The 16,504-nt window shown below is 50.7% G+C and carries 12 protein-coding genes and 1 pseudogene; 6 read left to right on the top strand and 7 right to left on the bottom strand.

Annotated features, from left to right (window positions below; translation table 11 throughout):
* Window positions 1–23: 23 nt before the first annotated feature.
* From ACUVOF_RS06540 to ACUVOF_RS06550, 3 genes are all read right to left on the bottom strand, one after another.
* Window positions 24–2,630 (bottom strand): autotransporter outer membrane beta-barrel domain-containing protein, encoded by a 2,607-nt coding sequence (locus ACUVOF_RS06540; RefSeq protein ID WP_447043569.1) that lies wholly within the window; start codon window positions 2,628–2,630, stop codon window positions 24–26.
* Window positions 2,631–2,997: 367 nt separating this feature from the next.
* Entirely contained in the window at window positions 2,998–3,186 is a 189-nt protein-coding gene (nadS, locus tag ACUVOF_RS06545) for a NadS family protein (protein ID WP_447043570.1), read from the bottom strand.
* Between the two features lie 203 nt (window positions 3,187–3,389).
* Window positions 3,390–3,668 carry a tyrosine-type recombinase/integrase gene (locus ACUVOF_RS06550; RefSeq protein ID WP_447043793.1) on the bottom strand — a complete coding sequence of 93 codons (279 nt, stop codon included), beginning with the start codon at window positions 3,666–3,668 and terminating at the stop codon, window positions 3,390–3,392.
* A gap of 115 nt (window positions 3,669–3,783) precedes the next feature.
* On the opposite strand from ACUVOF_RS06550, the pseudogene ACUVOF_RS06555 reads away from it, so the two are divergent.
* The 3 genes and pseudogenes from ACUVOF_RS06555 (at window position 3,784) to ACUVOF_RS06565 (ending at window position 5,408) form a co-directional block, all read left to right on the top strand.
* Window positions 3,784–4,197: pseudogene (locus ACUVOF_RS06555) on the top strand (DUF6691 family protein).
* Between the two features lie 136 nt (window positions 4,198–4,333).
* Window positions 4,334–4,795, top strand: coding sequence for a hypothetical protein (locus ACUVOF_RS06560; protein WP_447043571.1), 462 nt, complete (start codon window positions 4,334–4,336; stop codon window positions 4,793–4,795).
* Window positions 4,796–5,120: 325 nt separating this feature from the next.
* Window positions 5,121–5,408: a response regulator gene (locus ACUVOF_RS06565; protein WP_447043572.1), complete on the top strand. Its 288-nt coding sequence runs from the start codon at window positions 5,121–5,123 to the stop codon at window positions 5,406–5,408.
* 456 nt (window positions 5,409–5,864) lie between these two features.
* On the opposite strand, the gene ACUVOF_RS06570 is transcribed toward ACUVOF_RS06565, so the two are convergent.
* The 3 genes from ACUVOF_RS06570 to ACUVOF_RS06580 all read right to left on the bottom strand — a co-directional run bounded on the left by ACUVOF_RS06570 (window position 5,865) and on the right by ACUVOF_RS06580 (window position 11,303).
* Window positions 5,865–8,384, bottom strand: a complete 2,520-nt coding sequence (locus tag ACUVOF_RS06570) for an EAL domain-containing protein (protein ID WP_447043573.1) — start codon at window positions 8,382–8,384, stop codon at window positions 5,865–5,867.
* 542 nt (window positions 8,385–8,926) lie between these two features.
* On the bottom strand, window positions 8,927–9,328 hold the full coding sequence (locus ACUVOF_RS06575) for a hypothetical protein (RefSeq protein ID WP_447043574.1): 402 nt from the start codon (window positions 9,326–9,328) through the stop codon (window positions 8,927–8,929).
* A 265-nt stretch (window positions 9,329–9,593) separates the two neighbouring features.
* A complete protein-coding gene (locus ACUVOF_RS06580) occupies window positions 9,594–11,303 on the bottom strand; it encodes a methyl-accepting chemotaxis protein (protein WP_447043575.1) in 1,710 nt (569 codons plus the stop codon).
* 561 nt (window positions 11,304–11,864) lie between these two features.
* On the opposite strand from ACUVOF_RS06580, the gene ACUVOF_RS06585 reads away from it, so the two are divergent.
* Window positions 11,865–12,392: a methyl-accepting chemotaxis protein gene (locus ACUVOF_RS06585; RefSeq protein WP_447043576.1), complete on the top strand. Its 528-nt coding sequence runs from the start codon at window positions 11,865–11,867 to the stop codon at window positions 12,390–12,392.
* Window positions 12,393–12,745: 353 nt separating this feature from the next.
* Here ACUVOF_RS06585 and csrA read toward each other — a convergent pair whose 3' ends face one another.
* Window positions 12,746–12,979 (bottom strand): carbon storage regulator CsrA, encoded by a 234-nt coding sequence (csrA, locus tag ACUVOF_RS06590; RefSeq protein WP_447043577.1) that lies wholly within the window; start codon window positions 12,977–12,979, stop codon window positions 12,746–12,748.
* 615 nt (window positions 12,980–13,594) lie between these two features.
* Here csrA and norR point away from each other — a divergent pair.
* Together norR and ACUVOF_RS06600 are read left to right on the top strand one after the other, a co-directional pair.
* On the top strand, window positions 13,595–15,157 hold the full coding sequence (gene norR, locus ACUVOF_RS06595) for a nitric oxide reductase transcriptional regulator NorR (protein WP_447043578.1): 1,563 nt from the start codon (window positions 13,595–13,597) through the stop codon (window positions 15,155–15,157).
* Between the two features lie 114 nt (window positions 15,158–15,271).
* Complete coding sequence (locus ACUVOF_RS06600; RefSeq protein ID WP_447043579.1) at window positions 15,272–16,438, top strand: alpha/beta fold hydrolase; 1,167 nt, start codon at window positions 15,272–15,274, stop codon at window positions 16,436–16,438.
* Window positions 16,439–16,504 lie beyond the last annotated feature (66 nt).

A 16,504-nucleotide genomic window follows, 5' to 3' on the forward strand; every position in this document is an offset into this window, starting at 1 on the left:
CACCCGCCGTCATGCTGGGCTACTTAAAAGTCGTAGCGAACCTGTAGACTGCCGGCTTGCGAACTCATACTGTTCGACCAGCCATAGGCATAGTCCACCGAGGTGGTGAAGCCACCCTCGCTATAGAGGTCGACCCCCAATCCAGCGCTGTAGCGAGTCTTGTCGGGTTTTGGCCCCTCCACGAGGAAGGTCTCTTCGGGGGCGAAGGTAAAGGCAGTAACGTTGCTGCGCGCTTTACCCTGGAAGTCATGGTAAGCACCTAGGGTAAGGCGAGGCTCGGCCATTAGGCTGCCCAGCGGCATGGTATGTGCAAGCTCGCCTTCTAAGCCCAGTTCAAAGCGCTCGTAGCGCTGCTCATCCTGACGCAGATTGAGTGAGCCAGCTCCGCGCTCTTCATAGGCGTCCAGCTCCAGATTAGAGTAGGTCGTGGAGATACGAGGGGTCAGGCGCGTAGCAATATCCAGTCGATACTCGTAAGCGGCGGCGGCCACGGCGCTGAACTGTTCGCTGTCGAAATTAGCACGAGCGGAGTTACCCACTACTCGGCGTGAGGTTTCGTTATCGCCCCAGCCATAGGAAAGCTGGGTATCGAATAGCCAGTTGCCATAGGTGCGACCTGCATAAGCGGTGAGCTGGTCAAAGTCGATATCGCTGCGAACTAGGCCGTTCTTGCCATCCACATCTGTGGTGGAACGTGACCAGGCTAGGCCAAGCACGCTGCCATTATCCAGCTCAACATCGCCACCCAGAACGAAGCCGCTGGTGTCACTATCGAAGCCTTCCACTCCGTCTAGAGCACGCTGGTCGACCTCGCCATAGAGGCCCTTGATCCACACGCCTTGGGCAGCCACAGTATCGCCGGCGGCCACACCACGGGCCCGCGCGGAAACCGCGTTGCTGCTGCTCTGGCTGGCAGAGGCGGTACCACCGGCTACAGCGCCGCTGCTATCGGGTAGCAACTGTTCAAGCTGTTCCCCGTCACCGATCGCATCGATCAGGGAACGCACAGCGGCTTCATCGGCGCTATTGGCCAGAATGCGGTTAAGGGCATTGCCGAGCCCCTGCAGTTGACGCGCCTGGGCACCTGTAGCATTGCTGGCATCAATGGCGCGACGCGCGATCTCTTCGCCATCTTGGCCGCCATAGGTGACTAACAGCTGGTTACCGTCGCCGCTGAGTTCCACCTTGCTGACCCGATACAGCCCAGAGTCAGTTTCTAGGTTAAGGGCTTCAAGGTCGAAGTCGAGCTCAGTGGCTTCTAGGGCCACTAACTGCTTGCCGTTGCGGTAGGCCTCACTATTGCCGAACACTAGGGTCGAACCATCCGCCAGGGTAATACGCTCGGCACTAAGGCCACTGAGCTGTTGGCTGGAAAAGCGCAGGGTGGCGTCTGCATCCTGTACATAGTTACCATCAATGGCGCGAATGCCCTCAACAACAAATACGCCGCCCTTGTTGGTGATGGTACCTTGGTATTCACCGCCAGCCAGGGTCACGGTGGCACCGTCAAAGTCGATATCACCGATCACGCTGCCGTCGGAGAGGCGTGCGGTGATATTTTCACCCTGCAACACCATTGCTCGGGCATCGTGCACCGCTGTCGTAAAGGCTTCCACGGTACCGCGCTGGTCGATAAAAATATCGCCGGAGGTATTGGTAATAGAGATAGCGGTAACACCGGAAATAGTGCCGCTTTTGTGGTTAATAATGCTGCCGTTAAATTCACTATCTTCGATGCGGATAGCGTCATGGCCTTCCATCAGACCACGGTTGACGATATCGCCTTGTAGTACCGAGCCTTCGAGCATGTAGATAGCGCCATCACGGCCTCGGATAACCGCCTGGCCGTCCTGGCCCTCCACACCGTTGATGATGTTGCCAGTTAGTTCGGTATTGAAAATACCCAACGCGTAGGCTTCCGTGTTGTCGTACTCCTCGCTGTTGTAATCGGTTTCCGGCATCGCCTCGATGAGCCCTCGGTTAACCAGGCTGCCTTCTATTGTCGCAGGTGCGCTGATGATCTCGTCATCTTCGCCGGTCTTATCACTAATCAACAGGATGGCTGAGGCATCGCTACGAATAGTGCCTGAGTTATAAAGGAATACTTGCTCTTCGCCACTCGCGAATACCGGCAGGCCATTAAGCCGAGCTGCATCTGGGTCCGTCGCTTTCAATCCGATGAGATGCAGATTATTGAAGTCAATCGCCCCAACAACTTCAGGGTTTTCATCTGCATCGTCTTCAGGGAAACTGACTGTGCCCGTCGCGCTAATCTCGCTGGTATTGACAACAATGGCATCTGCCCACGTATCGTTATCAACCGTTATGGCATTTCGATTCTCAGCGATAATGTCGGTAGGGTTTTGTCGCTCATAAGCCGACTCAATCTGAGTACCCACCACAAGAAACAGTGGATCGCTCAGCGTATTTTGGGAGGCATCGACTGTAAGATATTTTCCGCCGGGATTGGGTCCAAGCGATGAAAGGAACCCGTCTTGGTTTATCTCTTCTTGGGTGAAGTGATGATACTCATAATACGGAACGTAGTCGTAGCTTGGCGCTGAGTGTGCCGTACCAGCAAATACGGCCAATGAAATAGCGGTGGCCAGTGGTGCCCTTTGTAACTGCATGTTTTTCCCTTAGAATTAGTTCCCCGTCGGACGCAGGAAGGCTACATCCATTGGTTGTATCGGCAGGAGGTTAATAAACTTTAGTGAATATCGGCTCAATTAATCTCTGAGCGGATTAAGCGTTTAGCGTGGCGCATTCTTCGTCTCTGTGGGCACCTTATGACTACTTGAAGTTACTTGGCGGCTGGAACGATGGCCAGGCCAGATTCAATAGAGACGGGATTCCATCTTATCGCGTTGTCACCTTGTCCCCAACACCAAGTTACCGAGAGTGAGTGGGCTGTATAGTAGATGCTAATGAGTGGCAAGATTATTAAAGAATGCAGGATTGTCCTGGGTTTCAGACTTGCAGGGTTGCGGCTTTTTTCTAGCTTTTGATGGTATCCAAACTGGTTCCCATGGCTTTTGCAAATTCCGCTTGAGAGACATGAAGCTTGGCACGAATGGCTTTTACATCGGGCACTGCGTGGCGAGTAATGCGGCTAGCCTCATTTTTACCCTGCTTAAGTTTAACGGCTTCCTGCAGCGATGCTTGGAGTTCGTAAAAAATGCTCATTCGGAACACTCCTTTTTTACTCATTGTCGGTTGCTATGACTTGTACCTGACGGCAAATATGGTCGCCGCCTGGTTGTCATCTGGCTGCCAACAGGGTGTTTACCGTGTAAGTAGTGTACATAATGGAAAATACTAACTCTATGATATTGCTTGGATTCTACGTTGCAGACGCGATCCCAAAGTTTATTTGGTTGCACTCATAATCACTTGGTCATAGGTTCAATTCCTACTTTTACCACCAATAAAATTAATTGGTTACATGGATTAGTGATTCTTTTAGTCAGTGCTTGGTTGCCAATGCGCGGCAAACTGGCAACCACACTATTCCATCGTGTCGGATCAGCATGAGCATATCGATTGGTTACGGTCAGCGATGAATGCCCCAGCAAATCCCTGATGCTCGTTAATGACTCCCCTTTGCTAGCTAGTAACGAAGCATAGCAGTGTCGCATATCGTGAAAACGGATATCTGGTCGGCCGATTGCTTCCCTGGCTCTTTCAAATGCTCCCCTGGCTCTCTCAGGCGGCTACCGTCACGTTTTTGCTGAGTGCCATGGCAACCGTCTATATCACCCGACATGTAATGGGAGGTGGAGCATGAGAACCTTAATGGCTTACGCCGCAGGGCTCTTATTCGGACTCGGCCTCGCCATTTCGGGCATGACCGATCCGGCGCGTGTTCTCGGCTTTCTGGATATCGCCGGCGAATGGGACCCTACCTTGGCCTTCGTACTGGGCGGGGCCGTCATCACTACCTTCATCGGCTACCGGTTGGTATTGCGTCGGAGCAGCCCTTTTTTTGGTGATGAATTCCACTTACCAACCAAGCGTGAACTCGATAGCCGCTTGCTCGGTGGGGCGGCGCTCTTTTGCATTGGCTAGGGGCTTTCGGGCTACTGTCCCGGTCCTGCCATCGCCTCGATCGTCGGACTCACCACGCCTCTCGTCGCGATGCTTGTGGCAATGATTGGCGGGTGGTGGTTAGCAAAGCGGTTCTCAGGCAGCCGCTGATCGGCGCTTGAGCTTCAACCATTGTTTGCTACGATTGAAGTACAGGTTTCGAAGTGTATTTTTAAGTTAACGAAAGATAACTAGTGTCTGAAGAAAGGATGACGTTGGGTAAATTAAATTAGGAAAAGGAGGTCATATGCTCCCTTCAACGACTTCACGCGTTGAGCAAAATACTGCCGACAGCATCAACCAGCATATCCGGCGGCGCAGCGAAGACAACATTGCGTACTTCGCCGAACATCCCCATAAAATTGAGCAGCGACTACACGAGCTCGACCATGAGTGGGATATTGAACGCACTCTGGAAGCCAACGCATCAACCCTGAGCTTGGCTGGTGTAGCTCTTGGGGGCTTGGTCGATAAGCGTTGGCTTCTGTTGCCTGCGGCGGTAACCGGTTTTCTTCTGCAACACGCATTGCAGGGCTGGTGCCCACCCATCATTATCTTTCGAAAACGTGGTGTACGCACTTCAAAAGAAATCGATCAAGAACGCTATGCGCTTAAAGCATTACGTGGAGACTTTTCCCACCTAGAAAGTACTCCGCCAGCAAGCCCACGTGATCGTATGTACGAAGTGCTGGACAGAGTTGAGCGTTAAGAACGGTCTCACTTATCTAAGCGAATGCTCGTCAGACTAAGCAAGTCCGACCCTTAGCGGCAGGACCAAAATGTACATGCCAAATCACCGCTCTGCTCTCCTTTATTAAGAGAGCAGAGCTTATTTCTGCACGCTACACCTCTCCCCAATGTCTTTCAGTCCGCTGAGTAATGTACTTACCCTGCTCAAGGTTTATGTTTATGCGCTAAGACACCTGTTCCTGACAATTAGGAACTAAAAGGGGGCTTCTGAGACTTGATGCCGCCTCCTTACGCAGAGTTATTGCCCGTTAATCATGCTAACGGGTACTAATAAGGAAACTGCTATGCACGTTTTGCTAATTGAAGATGACCCGCTTGTCGCCTCGGGCATTCGCTTCGGGTTAATGATCTTCGATTTTGTGGTGGATCACGTATTGACGCTTAAAGTTGTACATCAGACGCTGCAAACGGTTTCTATTGATGTGATCATACTTGATCGCGACTTGCCCGATGGAGGTGGCCTGCAGGTATTATCAGAGTGGCGTGAGCAAGGGGTCGATGTGCCAGTATTAGTGCTTACAGCAAGAGACGCCGTGCGACCGAGTGAATGGTTTACAAGGCGGCGCAAATAACTTTACTGGGCTAACCCCCTCTTTTATTAATCAGGCAATGTTAGAACAGGCGCTATCAATTATAGCGCCTCAACAATCGCTACGCGCATTTTCTTCGGATCTCCCGCAATAGTGGCCATCAAAAAGATAGCCTTACCATCAGACGCCTTTGCCCACCGCTGACCAATAAGGTTTTTCTCACGTGAATCTCGGTTTTCCTCTGGGGCGCGATTCTTGCTTTTGTATTCCACGACCAGTAAGCGTCCGTCATCGAGAAGAGCAACACAATCTGGATAAAATTGATCAGTAGAGGTTGGCAATGAGAACGAATTCGAGTGTCTGCTGACGCTGCGCGTGCAGTATTTAACCTTGGGGTGTTAATCGACCATGAAAGCGCACTGTTCTGATTCCATTAGCATTTATGGAGTCAAGAACAGTCACATCGTCAGGCCCCAGAAGGCTTTTTTGAAGCGGTAGCTACGTAGATATTTCATGATTCCGACTGTGGAAGTGATTTGTCGTACCGTATTCAACAATTGCGTTCGAGAAAGCCTCTACCGTACCGGGGCGGCCAAACAGAAATCCCTGGTACATATAGCAGCCCAGTCGAGCCAGCACCAAGCGCTGGTCGTCGGTTTCCACGCCTTCTGCAATCACCCGCAGCCCTAGGCTTTCGGCAAGGGTAATGATGGTGGCGGCAATCGGCGTGGATGGCATATTCAGGGTTAAATCCCTGACGAAGGCAATGTCGATTTTAAGCGTGTCCAGAGGCAATACCTTGAGATAGGAAAGCGATGAATATCCAGTGCCGAAGTCATCAAGGGCGAAACTGATCCCCGCCCGTTTGAGCTCCTCCATTTTATTAATGGTGCCATCAGGGTCGCTTAATAACAGAGATTCGGTAAGTTCTAGGGTCAAGCGTGCGGGCGGCGCACCATAATGTTGAATGACCGAGAGCACCTGGGCAGCAAAATCAGGCTGCTGGAATTGACGAACGCTGACATTCAATGACAGCTTTAAGCCTTGCAACCCTGGCACATGACGCCACTCGCCCAACAGGCGGCAGCCTTCTTTCAATACCCAGTGTCCCAGCGACAAAATAAGCCCTGTTTTTTCAGCGATGGGAATAAAGTGTCCAGGTGAAACCATGCCTCGTTTTGGGTGCTGCCAACGTATGAGAGCTTCGGCGCCGATTACTTGCCTGTAGGAATCAACCTGAGGCTGGAGATAGAGACACAGTTCATCGTGTTCAATGGCGTATTGCAATTCACGTTCAAGTGTTAGGCGCTCTTCCAACTCGTCTTCTTGTGCTTGATGAAAGAGCCTGGGTTTACCATCACGGTGTTGTTTGGCTTCTAATAGGGCAAGCCCTGCTCGTTTGTAAAACTGCGGTGTCACCTCCTGTTCAAGGGTCTGAAAGATAAGCACCCCAACATTCAACTGACACGGATAGATGTGGCCTTGTAACAGGTAGTCTGTTGTCAGGGATACCACTACCTCATCAATAAGGTGCATTGCCTCCTGCTCGGCACTGGGCGCTTCGTGCGAAGCAAGCGAGCCTGCTAAGGCAAATTCGTTCCCATCAAGCCTTGCGACGAGCCATCCAGACTCTAGCCACTGTTGAAGGCGTTTGCCCAATTGGCGTAATAACTCATCGCCCATATTTTGCCCCAGGCTGTCGTTGAGCACCTTCAAACGATCAATTTCGAACAGCGCCAAAAATGCATGCGGGTCGGTAAACGACTTTTTGGCACAAAGCTCGGCGAGTTGTTCCTGCAACGCTCGCCGGTTGGGCAAGTCAGTCAGCACATCGTGATAGGCGAGGTAGTGAATACGCTGTTGGGCTTGTCGTTCTTTAGAGCGGTCGCTGAGCAGCGCAACGTAGTCCCGGTCGTCGCTGTCAGCATAGATAACACGGCTTACGCTCAGCCAGGCGGGGAAGCTTTCACCGCTGGCGCTCAGTGCGTCGATCATGCCGTTCCATTCACCTTTTTTTTCCAATACTTTGCAGATGTGTTTGCTGAGTGAATGGCTGCCTTCAGCGTAGTCAAGTTTTGACACCGACATGCCCTCAAGCTGCTTACTGCTGATACCCACCACCCGTTCAAACGCAGCGTTACACAGCCTAATACGGGCCTGTTCATCGAGCACTATCACGCTATCCTGAAGAGAGGAAATCACCTCAAGCAAGCGAGTTTGGGTCATATGTCCATGGCGCTCGCTGTCATACAGACGGCGCTGCACTCGGGTAGCTATTAGCGAGAGAAAAGCTATTAGTACTGTACCGCCACCAATCAAATAAATAATCCAATGAGTCATGTGCAAGGCAGGCGCGCCAGCATTAGAAGTAGGCACAAACCAAGCCGCCTGCATGGCCACATAATGCATGCCGCAAACCGCTATAGAAACGCAAAGCGCCGCAATAAAGGTGCAGGTCCTAGCGCGTTTCATACCCCATTCATGCTGGCAAAGGCGATAGGCATAAATGCTGACAATGCCTAAGCCAACGGCGACCAGCAGTGATACCAAAAATAGGTCCAGGGCATGGTATAGCTCGGCGGACATGCGCATCGCGGCCATGCCGCTATAGTGCATTATTCCAATACCAATTCCTAAGCCAAGCCCTGCCATCACTAGGGCGCGATGGGAAGGCTTTTTGTGCGAAATGACGGTCACGGCACCTAAGCTACCCAGGATGGCAGGAATAATAGATAACAAAGTAGGCAAAGGAACGTGACTGACAGGAAAATCCAATTGATAGGCATGCATGCCGATAAAGTGCATGCTCCATATGCCCAAGCCCATGGCGCTGGCACCAGCAAGCAGCCATGTGCCGCGCCAGATCGTATTAAATCCTTTCCGCACCAGTTTAATAATATCTAAACCGGCAAAGGAAGCGACCCAAGCAACTAGCCAGGAGAGTAATACTAAGAAAAAGTCGTGTTCTCCCTGAACCGCGTTTATGACGTTAGGGTCTGGCAATATATTGAGTAGCATTTATTGATCGACAACCGGTTGGCTATAGGTAATACAATTAATATCGGCTCATACTCCTCAAACTGTAATAGGGAAGGTTTGAGTAACTGCCGATAATCGTCAACTCTAACTTGAGTCGATAAAAAAATCGAAAATTCAGACACTCTTCTTCCGTTCTTTGTCCATTTTCCGCTCATTGAGCGGAAAAACGGGTGCAATAGCCATATTCCATGAGGCGTTTCTCATTGATCAACAAGTTGCTGAACGCCGCCAGCAAGTGCAGCTGATAAGGTGCTTTTGGCCAGCTCACAATAACGAACCTTTACATAACCAAAAACTTGTTTGATGTATCGAAAGGGGAGCTCCACTTTTGCACGGATACTGGCTTTGATTTTTTCGACTTTCTATCGCCAGGCATCCAGCTTCTTACGGGCGCAAGGCCGTTTGGCAATACACCAAGAGTCGTCGTTACGGTGCTGGCGCTCGTCTCGTTTTTGAATACCCAGATAAAAGGTATCACTGGCAACCTATTGCTTTTCCCCGTGAAGTGTCTTCGCGCAGCATCATGCCATTTTTTCCAGATGGTTGTTCACTTCCTGGAACAGCACCTTGTCCAGGCCGTGGCGCTCCAGAAAATGGCGAAACTTGAGTATCGTGGTTTCGTCCGGCAATCGGTTCAGCTTCAAACCAGCGAATTGGCGCAGGGTTCGTTCTATTAGAAGGCGTCTTCCATGGCCGGATCGCTCAGGTTGTAGAACAACTGCATGCAGTGGATGCGGAACATGTCCGACAACGGATACGTAGGCCGCCCCGCCCTTGCATTGGGTTAATAACGGACGACCTTCTTCTCCAACTGCCTCCAGGGGATCAGCTTGTTCATCCGCTCCAAAAAATTTCGCGGCGGGTCTTTCGCTATTTGTTCTGGTATTCGGCTTCGGAGATGGTGATTTGATCCATGGCAGCACTGAATCTTATGCTGTTGATGATGGCAATCTTATCGCTGATATCAAGGGCTATTTCAGAGCATCCCTAGTTTGCTTGTTTGAGCAATAGCGTTTCTTCGGGCTGTAACATCAGTTCACTGATATGATTGCTTGGCCGTGTCGCAGCAGCAATGAAAAGGATTTAAATGGTTCGCTATTGTATTATTAATTTAAGAATCGGTGGAACAATCAAGCTCATAGAGGCACAAGCGTGGCTGCTCCACGCTCGTGCTCTTCGCTACTTTTTTTAGAACTCGGCCCATTCCTCTTTAACGGTCTCGTGACGCGAACTCAGCGCGGTTTTATTAGAGGTATGTTTCGAAGGGGTAGGCAGGGAGAAATGACTCGCCTGCTGGTCAGTTGTTCTAGTCGATGCGGTGGAACTAGGTGTATGCCTATTGGAAGACGTCTGGTCATTGACTTGGAACGTAGCAATCAGCTCAGCTAATTGCTTAGCCTGTTCTTCTAAAGAAGAAGCGGCGGCGCTTGTCTGCTCGACAAGCGAAGCATTCTGTTGAGTCACGGAATCCATCTGAGTCACTGCCACATTGATCTGATCGATACCGCTGTTTTGCTCGCGCGTGGCCGATGAAATCTCGTTCATAAGAGCCGACACCTGACGAATCGATTCTACGGTCTCGTGAATAGTTTGTCCGCTTCGCTCGACTTGCTCGGTACCGTTGGCTATCTGTGATGTGGTCTCCTGAATCATGGCGCGGATCTCCTTGGCGGATGCCGCGCTACGGCTTGCCAGCGAACGCACTTCACTGGCTACTACCGCGAAACCACGGCCTTGCTCACCCGCACGTGCTGCTTCTACCGAGGCATTCAGCGCCAATATGTTGGTTTGGAAAGCAATAGAGTCGATAACACCAATAACTTCATTGATCTTTTGAGAGCTTTCCGCGACTTTGCGCATTAACAGGATGGTCTGTTCGACTTCCTGTCCGCCTGCTTCAGCTTTTTGAGAAGCGCTGGTTGAAAGCCGGTCGGCTTCGATGGCTGATTCGGTATTCTGACGTACGGTAGATGACATCTGCTCCATGCTAGACGCCGTCTCCTGGAGAGCAGCGGCCTGCTCCTCGGTACGCGATGACAGATTCTGGCTGCCAGTGGCGATTTCACTCGCTCCTGTGAAGACGCTGTCGCTGCTGTTACGTAGGGATAACACGAGATCGCTCAGCTTCGTCTGCATATTCTTCATCGCGCTGAATAGTTGTCCGATCTCATTGGTGCCTCGGTTTTCTATTTGCGCCGTCAGGTCACCCTTGGCGATACGATCAAATTGCGCAATGGCCTCCTTGAGGGGGCTTACTACAATACGCATCATCCCGGTACGTACAATAAACGCGGCAATCAATGCCAGTACGAGTAGAGCGATACCAATTGCTTCGACAAACCTGCTCGAGGCGGCATCCCTAGCGATCAACTCATCGCCTCTCTGCTCGGCATAATGGATGAACTCAAGCACTGCTGTATCGAACGAGTTATACCCCTCACCAAACGCTTGCCGTTGAGCAAAAATCCCCTCCATGTCGGCACGATTCACTGCATCAAGGAAGGCCGCATCCAGCGTTTGCCGATAGGCTTCCTCGATGGCAATGATATAAGGAAGCCGCTGGCTACCCTCTGGAAGCTCTACAGACATGAATTCGGCAAAGCGCACCTGAGCTCTCGCGAAGGACTCCTGAGCTTTCGCTATTTCACGGGCAGCTTCCTCTTCCATACCCTGGCGAACGAATTCCCCAAACCTAATAAGATTACTGCGCCCTTCCCCTAATCTGACCTGTGCACGATTGATAGTATTCATTTGGAGAACATTGATCTCCGCGAGTTGATCAATTGTTCTTGCACTGACGCTATTGGAATAAAATCCTAAGGCACTGATCGCAGCGATCATCGCTACCAATACCGCCAATGCCCAGGTCAGGCTTTGCTTGACCGATATATTTTTCATTTTTCTTCTCCCTTGCGTTAGTTAAGTTATTGGGTCAGTGCAAACGATGCATGACCCATTTCTTCTTATATTGATGGGAGATAGCAGTGAGCCTCCCCCTAAATTTTATTCGGTGGACTTTTCGACCAGTGCCATCTCTTCATTGGTTAATAATTTATCGATATTGATGAGTGACAAAACTGACTATAGACCTATGCAGTAACGGTAATGATGGAAGTATCTCCTGAGCGGTCTTTTCTTAAATTATCGCGAGAAGAGGCTGAGTAGGTTAATGCGGAGCAGTTCGGCGACATTGTGAATCAACGCCATGCAGCTCTTACGAGAGGGGGAATATGAAACGCTATGCAGCCTGCGATTATTGATTACAATAAGTTCACTATGACCAACTGCTGATCGACGAGCCTGCTCTTGCCAGGGAGGGTTATCGGCGTGTGTAGTAATAGCTTGAGTATAAAAAAGAAAAAACTGTGAGGTATTTATTGGGAGCGACACTGCCCATAACGTTTGAATACTATGTGTCGTGTCCTGGGTGATTGTTTACGCGTTTACATGTAATTAAGAATGGAGGAGCTTGCACATCGAGACGGGGAAGCATCGATGGCCCAGGAGGAACGCACCATGGATGACATCAGCCAGTCAGCGGCCAAGATCAGCGACATCATCAGCATGATCGACTCCATCGCTTTTCAGACCAATATTTTGGCGCTAAATGCCTCGGTAGAAGCAGCCCGTGCCGGTGAGCGTGGTCGAGGCTTCGCTGTAGTCGCGCAGGAAGTGCGTATCCTGGCCAGCCGGTCAAGCGAGATCAGGCGGCTCATCGATACCTCGGCGGCCCATACCCATACTGGGGCGGATCTGGTTCGAAAGACGGGGGAGAACATGCGCGAGATTGTCGCCAGCGTATCGCGGGTTACCGATGTAATTGGAGAAATCAGTGCAGCTGCCAAGGAGCAGAGTAGCGGCATCGGTCAGGTGAATGCCGCGGTCAGCGAGATGGACACTATGACGCAACAGAATGCCGTGATGGTTCAGCAGACCTCAAGTGCGGCAGGGGATATGCGCAATCATGCTGAACGTCTGAACGTCTGAACGTCTGAACGTCTGAACGAGCTGATCAGTAGTTTCGTTCTAGGAGAGGAGACGGCTCAGGGGCAGCCTCCATTCACACCCCGTTCATCGGCTACGCCTGCCATTGCTTCTCAGCGCCTTTCGGATAGAACAGAGGCTAGGCGGAGGACCCAGCCCGTGGGGGAAGCGTGGGAATCTTTCTGAGGTAGCCTGCTAGTCGAGCCAAGCAGTATCTCTATCGGGCCCTGCCTTATGGTGGGCCCATTTACTTCTGTCGACGTGCTAAGGCGGAATCTAGCGCCGCCATTAATCGGCGCTAGCCCCGCATGCCGCCCCTAGTCAGGTCAAAGGTTGGCCTTAACCAGACTCTGTCACTACGCGCCAATTTCGACGTATATTTCTGTATCTTCAGAATGTTCTTGCTTTGACATAGGCCATTGTTTGCTTTCCGCCTGAATACGTTGATAAATTTCTTCACGGTGAACTGCAACGCTTTTCGGTGCATTAACACCGATTCGGACCTGATTCCCCTTTACACTTAGTACAGTGACAGTTACTTCGTCACCTATCATTAGAGTTTCTCCGACACGTCGAGTCAGGATAAGCATTGGTTTCCCTTTTATATATAGCATTACCCTGCATGGGTTCTCGCTTCCCGGCAACAGAGCTTAGATTTGGATGAAATAAAAATAGCGTTTATTAGAATATATGGTTATAAAACATTCGTCCTATACGCTTTCTTTCGCATGGGAAAATTGTGATACTAATGCAGTAAGCAAGGACATGCTTTAAGGAACCCGAGCAGGATGCTCGATGTGCCAAGGATGCACTAGCAGGAAGCTAGTGGATGATACGCAGGATGCACAGCGCGATCAGCGCTATAAAGCCCGACCCTAACAGGCCGGGCTTTTTTTTTGCTTTCGTGAAATTAACTCATGCACCGCGCAAAACTCAGTCCTTGGAAAAATAGGCATCTTTATGACCCTGACAATATGTATATTTCTTACTGCTAACACCCATATCTCTACTTAACTAGCTAACATAAACACAGCAATATTCATGCCATATTTCAGTGCTCCTGCCAACAGCAGCTTATTAGGCTGAAAATGGCGTTGGTCGCACTAGATCAACAGTTCGTCATTGGCTCTATGTTGCAAAAATAGCCCAATAATGGAAAAATGACAATAGTCAATTAGACACCATATGGTCAAAAGGTCATCATGATGGCTCCCTTTCTTCGGGCATTGAGCGACCTCCTTGTCCATCTAAGCGAAGACCAGCCCAATGAGACGCTGTATGAATTTTGGGCTCATCTTTTGGAGGCCTTGATAGGGTCGTATCCTGCCGATGCCGTTACCCTGATGGCTGCTCGTAGTGGTGGGTTACAGCCCGTCGCTGTACTCGGCCTGCCCGAGGATGTCTGGGGCCGCTGCTTTGCGCTGGATGCCCATCCCCGCTTGGCCAAGATTGCCGCACATCCTGCTGTTTGCCGTTTCGAACCTGATTGCCCTCTCCCCGACCCCTTTGACGGATTGATCGATGAGGAACTGACCCAGGTACACGATTGCATGGGCGTGGCCCTGCGTGATGGTGATCAGCTTATCGGCATGTTAACTCTTGATGCGTTGAAGCCAGGTCAGCTTGATGGAATAAACGAAGAGGAGTTATGTGCAGCAGCGCACCTGCTAGGTGCCTGTCTTCGCCTTGCCAATCAGCCTAGGGCGATCCGCCTGCAGTCCGGTGAGGCACTCGACACCAAGCATTACTCCCCCGCGCATTTGCATTGGCATAGTCCCGCCATGCGGCGGCTCGATGAAGCCATAAACCTGGTCGCTCCCACTGATATGAGCGTTCTTTTGCACGGTGAAACAGGGGTCGGTAAGGAGCGTGTAGTGCGCCAGTTACATAGGCGTTCGGCTCGCCAAAAACACTCCTTGATCCGGATCAATTGCGCGGCCTTGCCAGAGCATTTAATCGAGAGCGAGCTGTTCGGCCACAGCCGTGGCGCTTTCTCCGGTGCAATCAAGGATCATCGTGGTCATTTCGACATGGCCGATGGTGGCACTTTAATGCTTGATGAAATTGGTGAATTGCCGCTGTCTCTTCAGCCTAAACTTTTACGTGTGCTCCAAGAGGGCGAAATCCAGCCACTGGGAAGCGAACGTGCTCACCAGGTGGATGTGCGCGTCATCACCGTTACCAACCGCGACTTGAAGGCTGAGGTCGCTGCTGGTCGCTTTCGGGAAGATCTATATCATCGACTGAGCGCCTTTCCTCTACAAGTACCGGCGCTGAGAGACCGACGTGAGGATATCCCTCTGCTTGCTGGCAGTTTTCTCGAAGAGAATCGCATCCGCCTCGGCCTGGCTAACTTGCGCCTGGCTGAGGATGCAGAAAGTGCCCTGTTAGCCTGGGATTGGCCGGGCAACGTGCGTGAACTCGAACATACGCTGAGCCGCGCAGCCCTGAGGGCACTCGGCGATACTCTTCAGGAAAAGCGCGACCTTGAAAGCAATCACAGCCGAGCTGCGGTGCGTATTACAAGAAAGCACCTGGACATGCCCGCCAATGAACCGCAACAAGCTGAAAGTACAGCAGATAATTTGTTTTCTTCTGAAAGCCCAGAAAACTGGTTGGCCTTGAGAGATGCAACCGAAAATTTTCAGCGTCGATATATCTACCAAGCCTTGTCTAGCCATGGAGACAATTGGGCGGCGACAGCCCGAGCCTTGGCAACGGACACTGCCAACCTGCATCGCCTAAGCAAGCGTTTGGGGCTTAAGTGATCTCCTCCTGAATGCGGCTACAACCCAGACGGATCTTTCATCCTGCCCGGCTCTGAAGACGCCTTATCATCTTTTGGAATATCCCAGCTCATTGATAATATAAGGACTATTTAAATGCATCAGGAGATCAAGAAAAACATACGTATAAGAAACAACGTAAAAGTTTCCGGGTACGGCACACAAGCGATGGTGTTTGCAGCTGGATTTGGCTGTGACCAAAACATGTGGAGATATATAGCTCCTTCATTTGCCGATGACTATCGAGTCATATTGTTCGACTATGTGGGTGCTGGAGAGTCCGACCTTCAGGCTTATTCCACCGAAAGGTATGGCGACCTGTACGGCTATGCCCAAGATGTACTCGATGTTCTTACAGCACTAGATGTGAACAAGGCGGTATTTGTAGGGCACTCGGTGGGCTGTATCATTGGACTACTGGCTTCAATTCAGGAGCCTGAGCGCTTTGAGCGGATAGTAATGATTGGCCCGTCGCCTTGTTATTTGAACGATGAGAACTACATAGGAGGGTTTGAACGGGAGTCACTCGAAGGGCTCATGGAGATGATGGACAAAAATGATATTGGGTGGGTCAATCTCCTTGCTCCTACCATCATGAAGAACGAAGACCGACCTGAGCTCACGGAGGAGTTAAAGGAAAGCTTCTGCTCTACAGACCCAACCATTGCTCGCAACTTTGCCAGAGTTACCTTCTTTTCTGATAACCGTAGCGATTTGCCCAAAGCTACCGTTCCATCACTTGTTCTGCAATCTTCTGAAGATGCTATCGCTCCGACCTCGGTCGGTGAGTATATTCATCACCATATGCCGCAGAGTACGTATAAGGTTCTTAAGGCAACGGGGCACTGCCCACACATGAGTCATCCTGGTGAAATCATCGAGCGGATGAGAAGTTACCTTGTAAGCAAGTCGCCTTCGAGGGCAAGAAGACAAAATAGCCAAATACATCAATTACCATGCGGCTTCTTGTCGTTTAGCCTGGATGGCAAAATTATAGTATTAAATGAGAAACTTCTTGATTGGCTTGGCTATCATGTCGAGGAGCTTGAAGGAAAGCCAATAGACTCAATATTGACAGCCTCCAGCATCCTATTCCATCAAATGTACTTTTTCCCGATGATTCGGTTGCACGGCAAGGTTAAAAACATCTTTCTAACCTTACTCTCCAAGGATGGGGCAGAGCTCCCTGTGCGTATTAACGGAACATGCCATAACCTTGATGGCACGCTTATAATTGAATGTTTGATATTAAAAAGCGTATAGCTTCTAGGATCTGGCCAGTGCTATGCTCGGCGACTGGTCAGATTTGCTTTACGGCACGTTGTGCTC

The sequence above is a fragment of the Vreelandella sp. H-I2 genome (assembly GCF_052959335.1).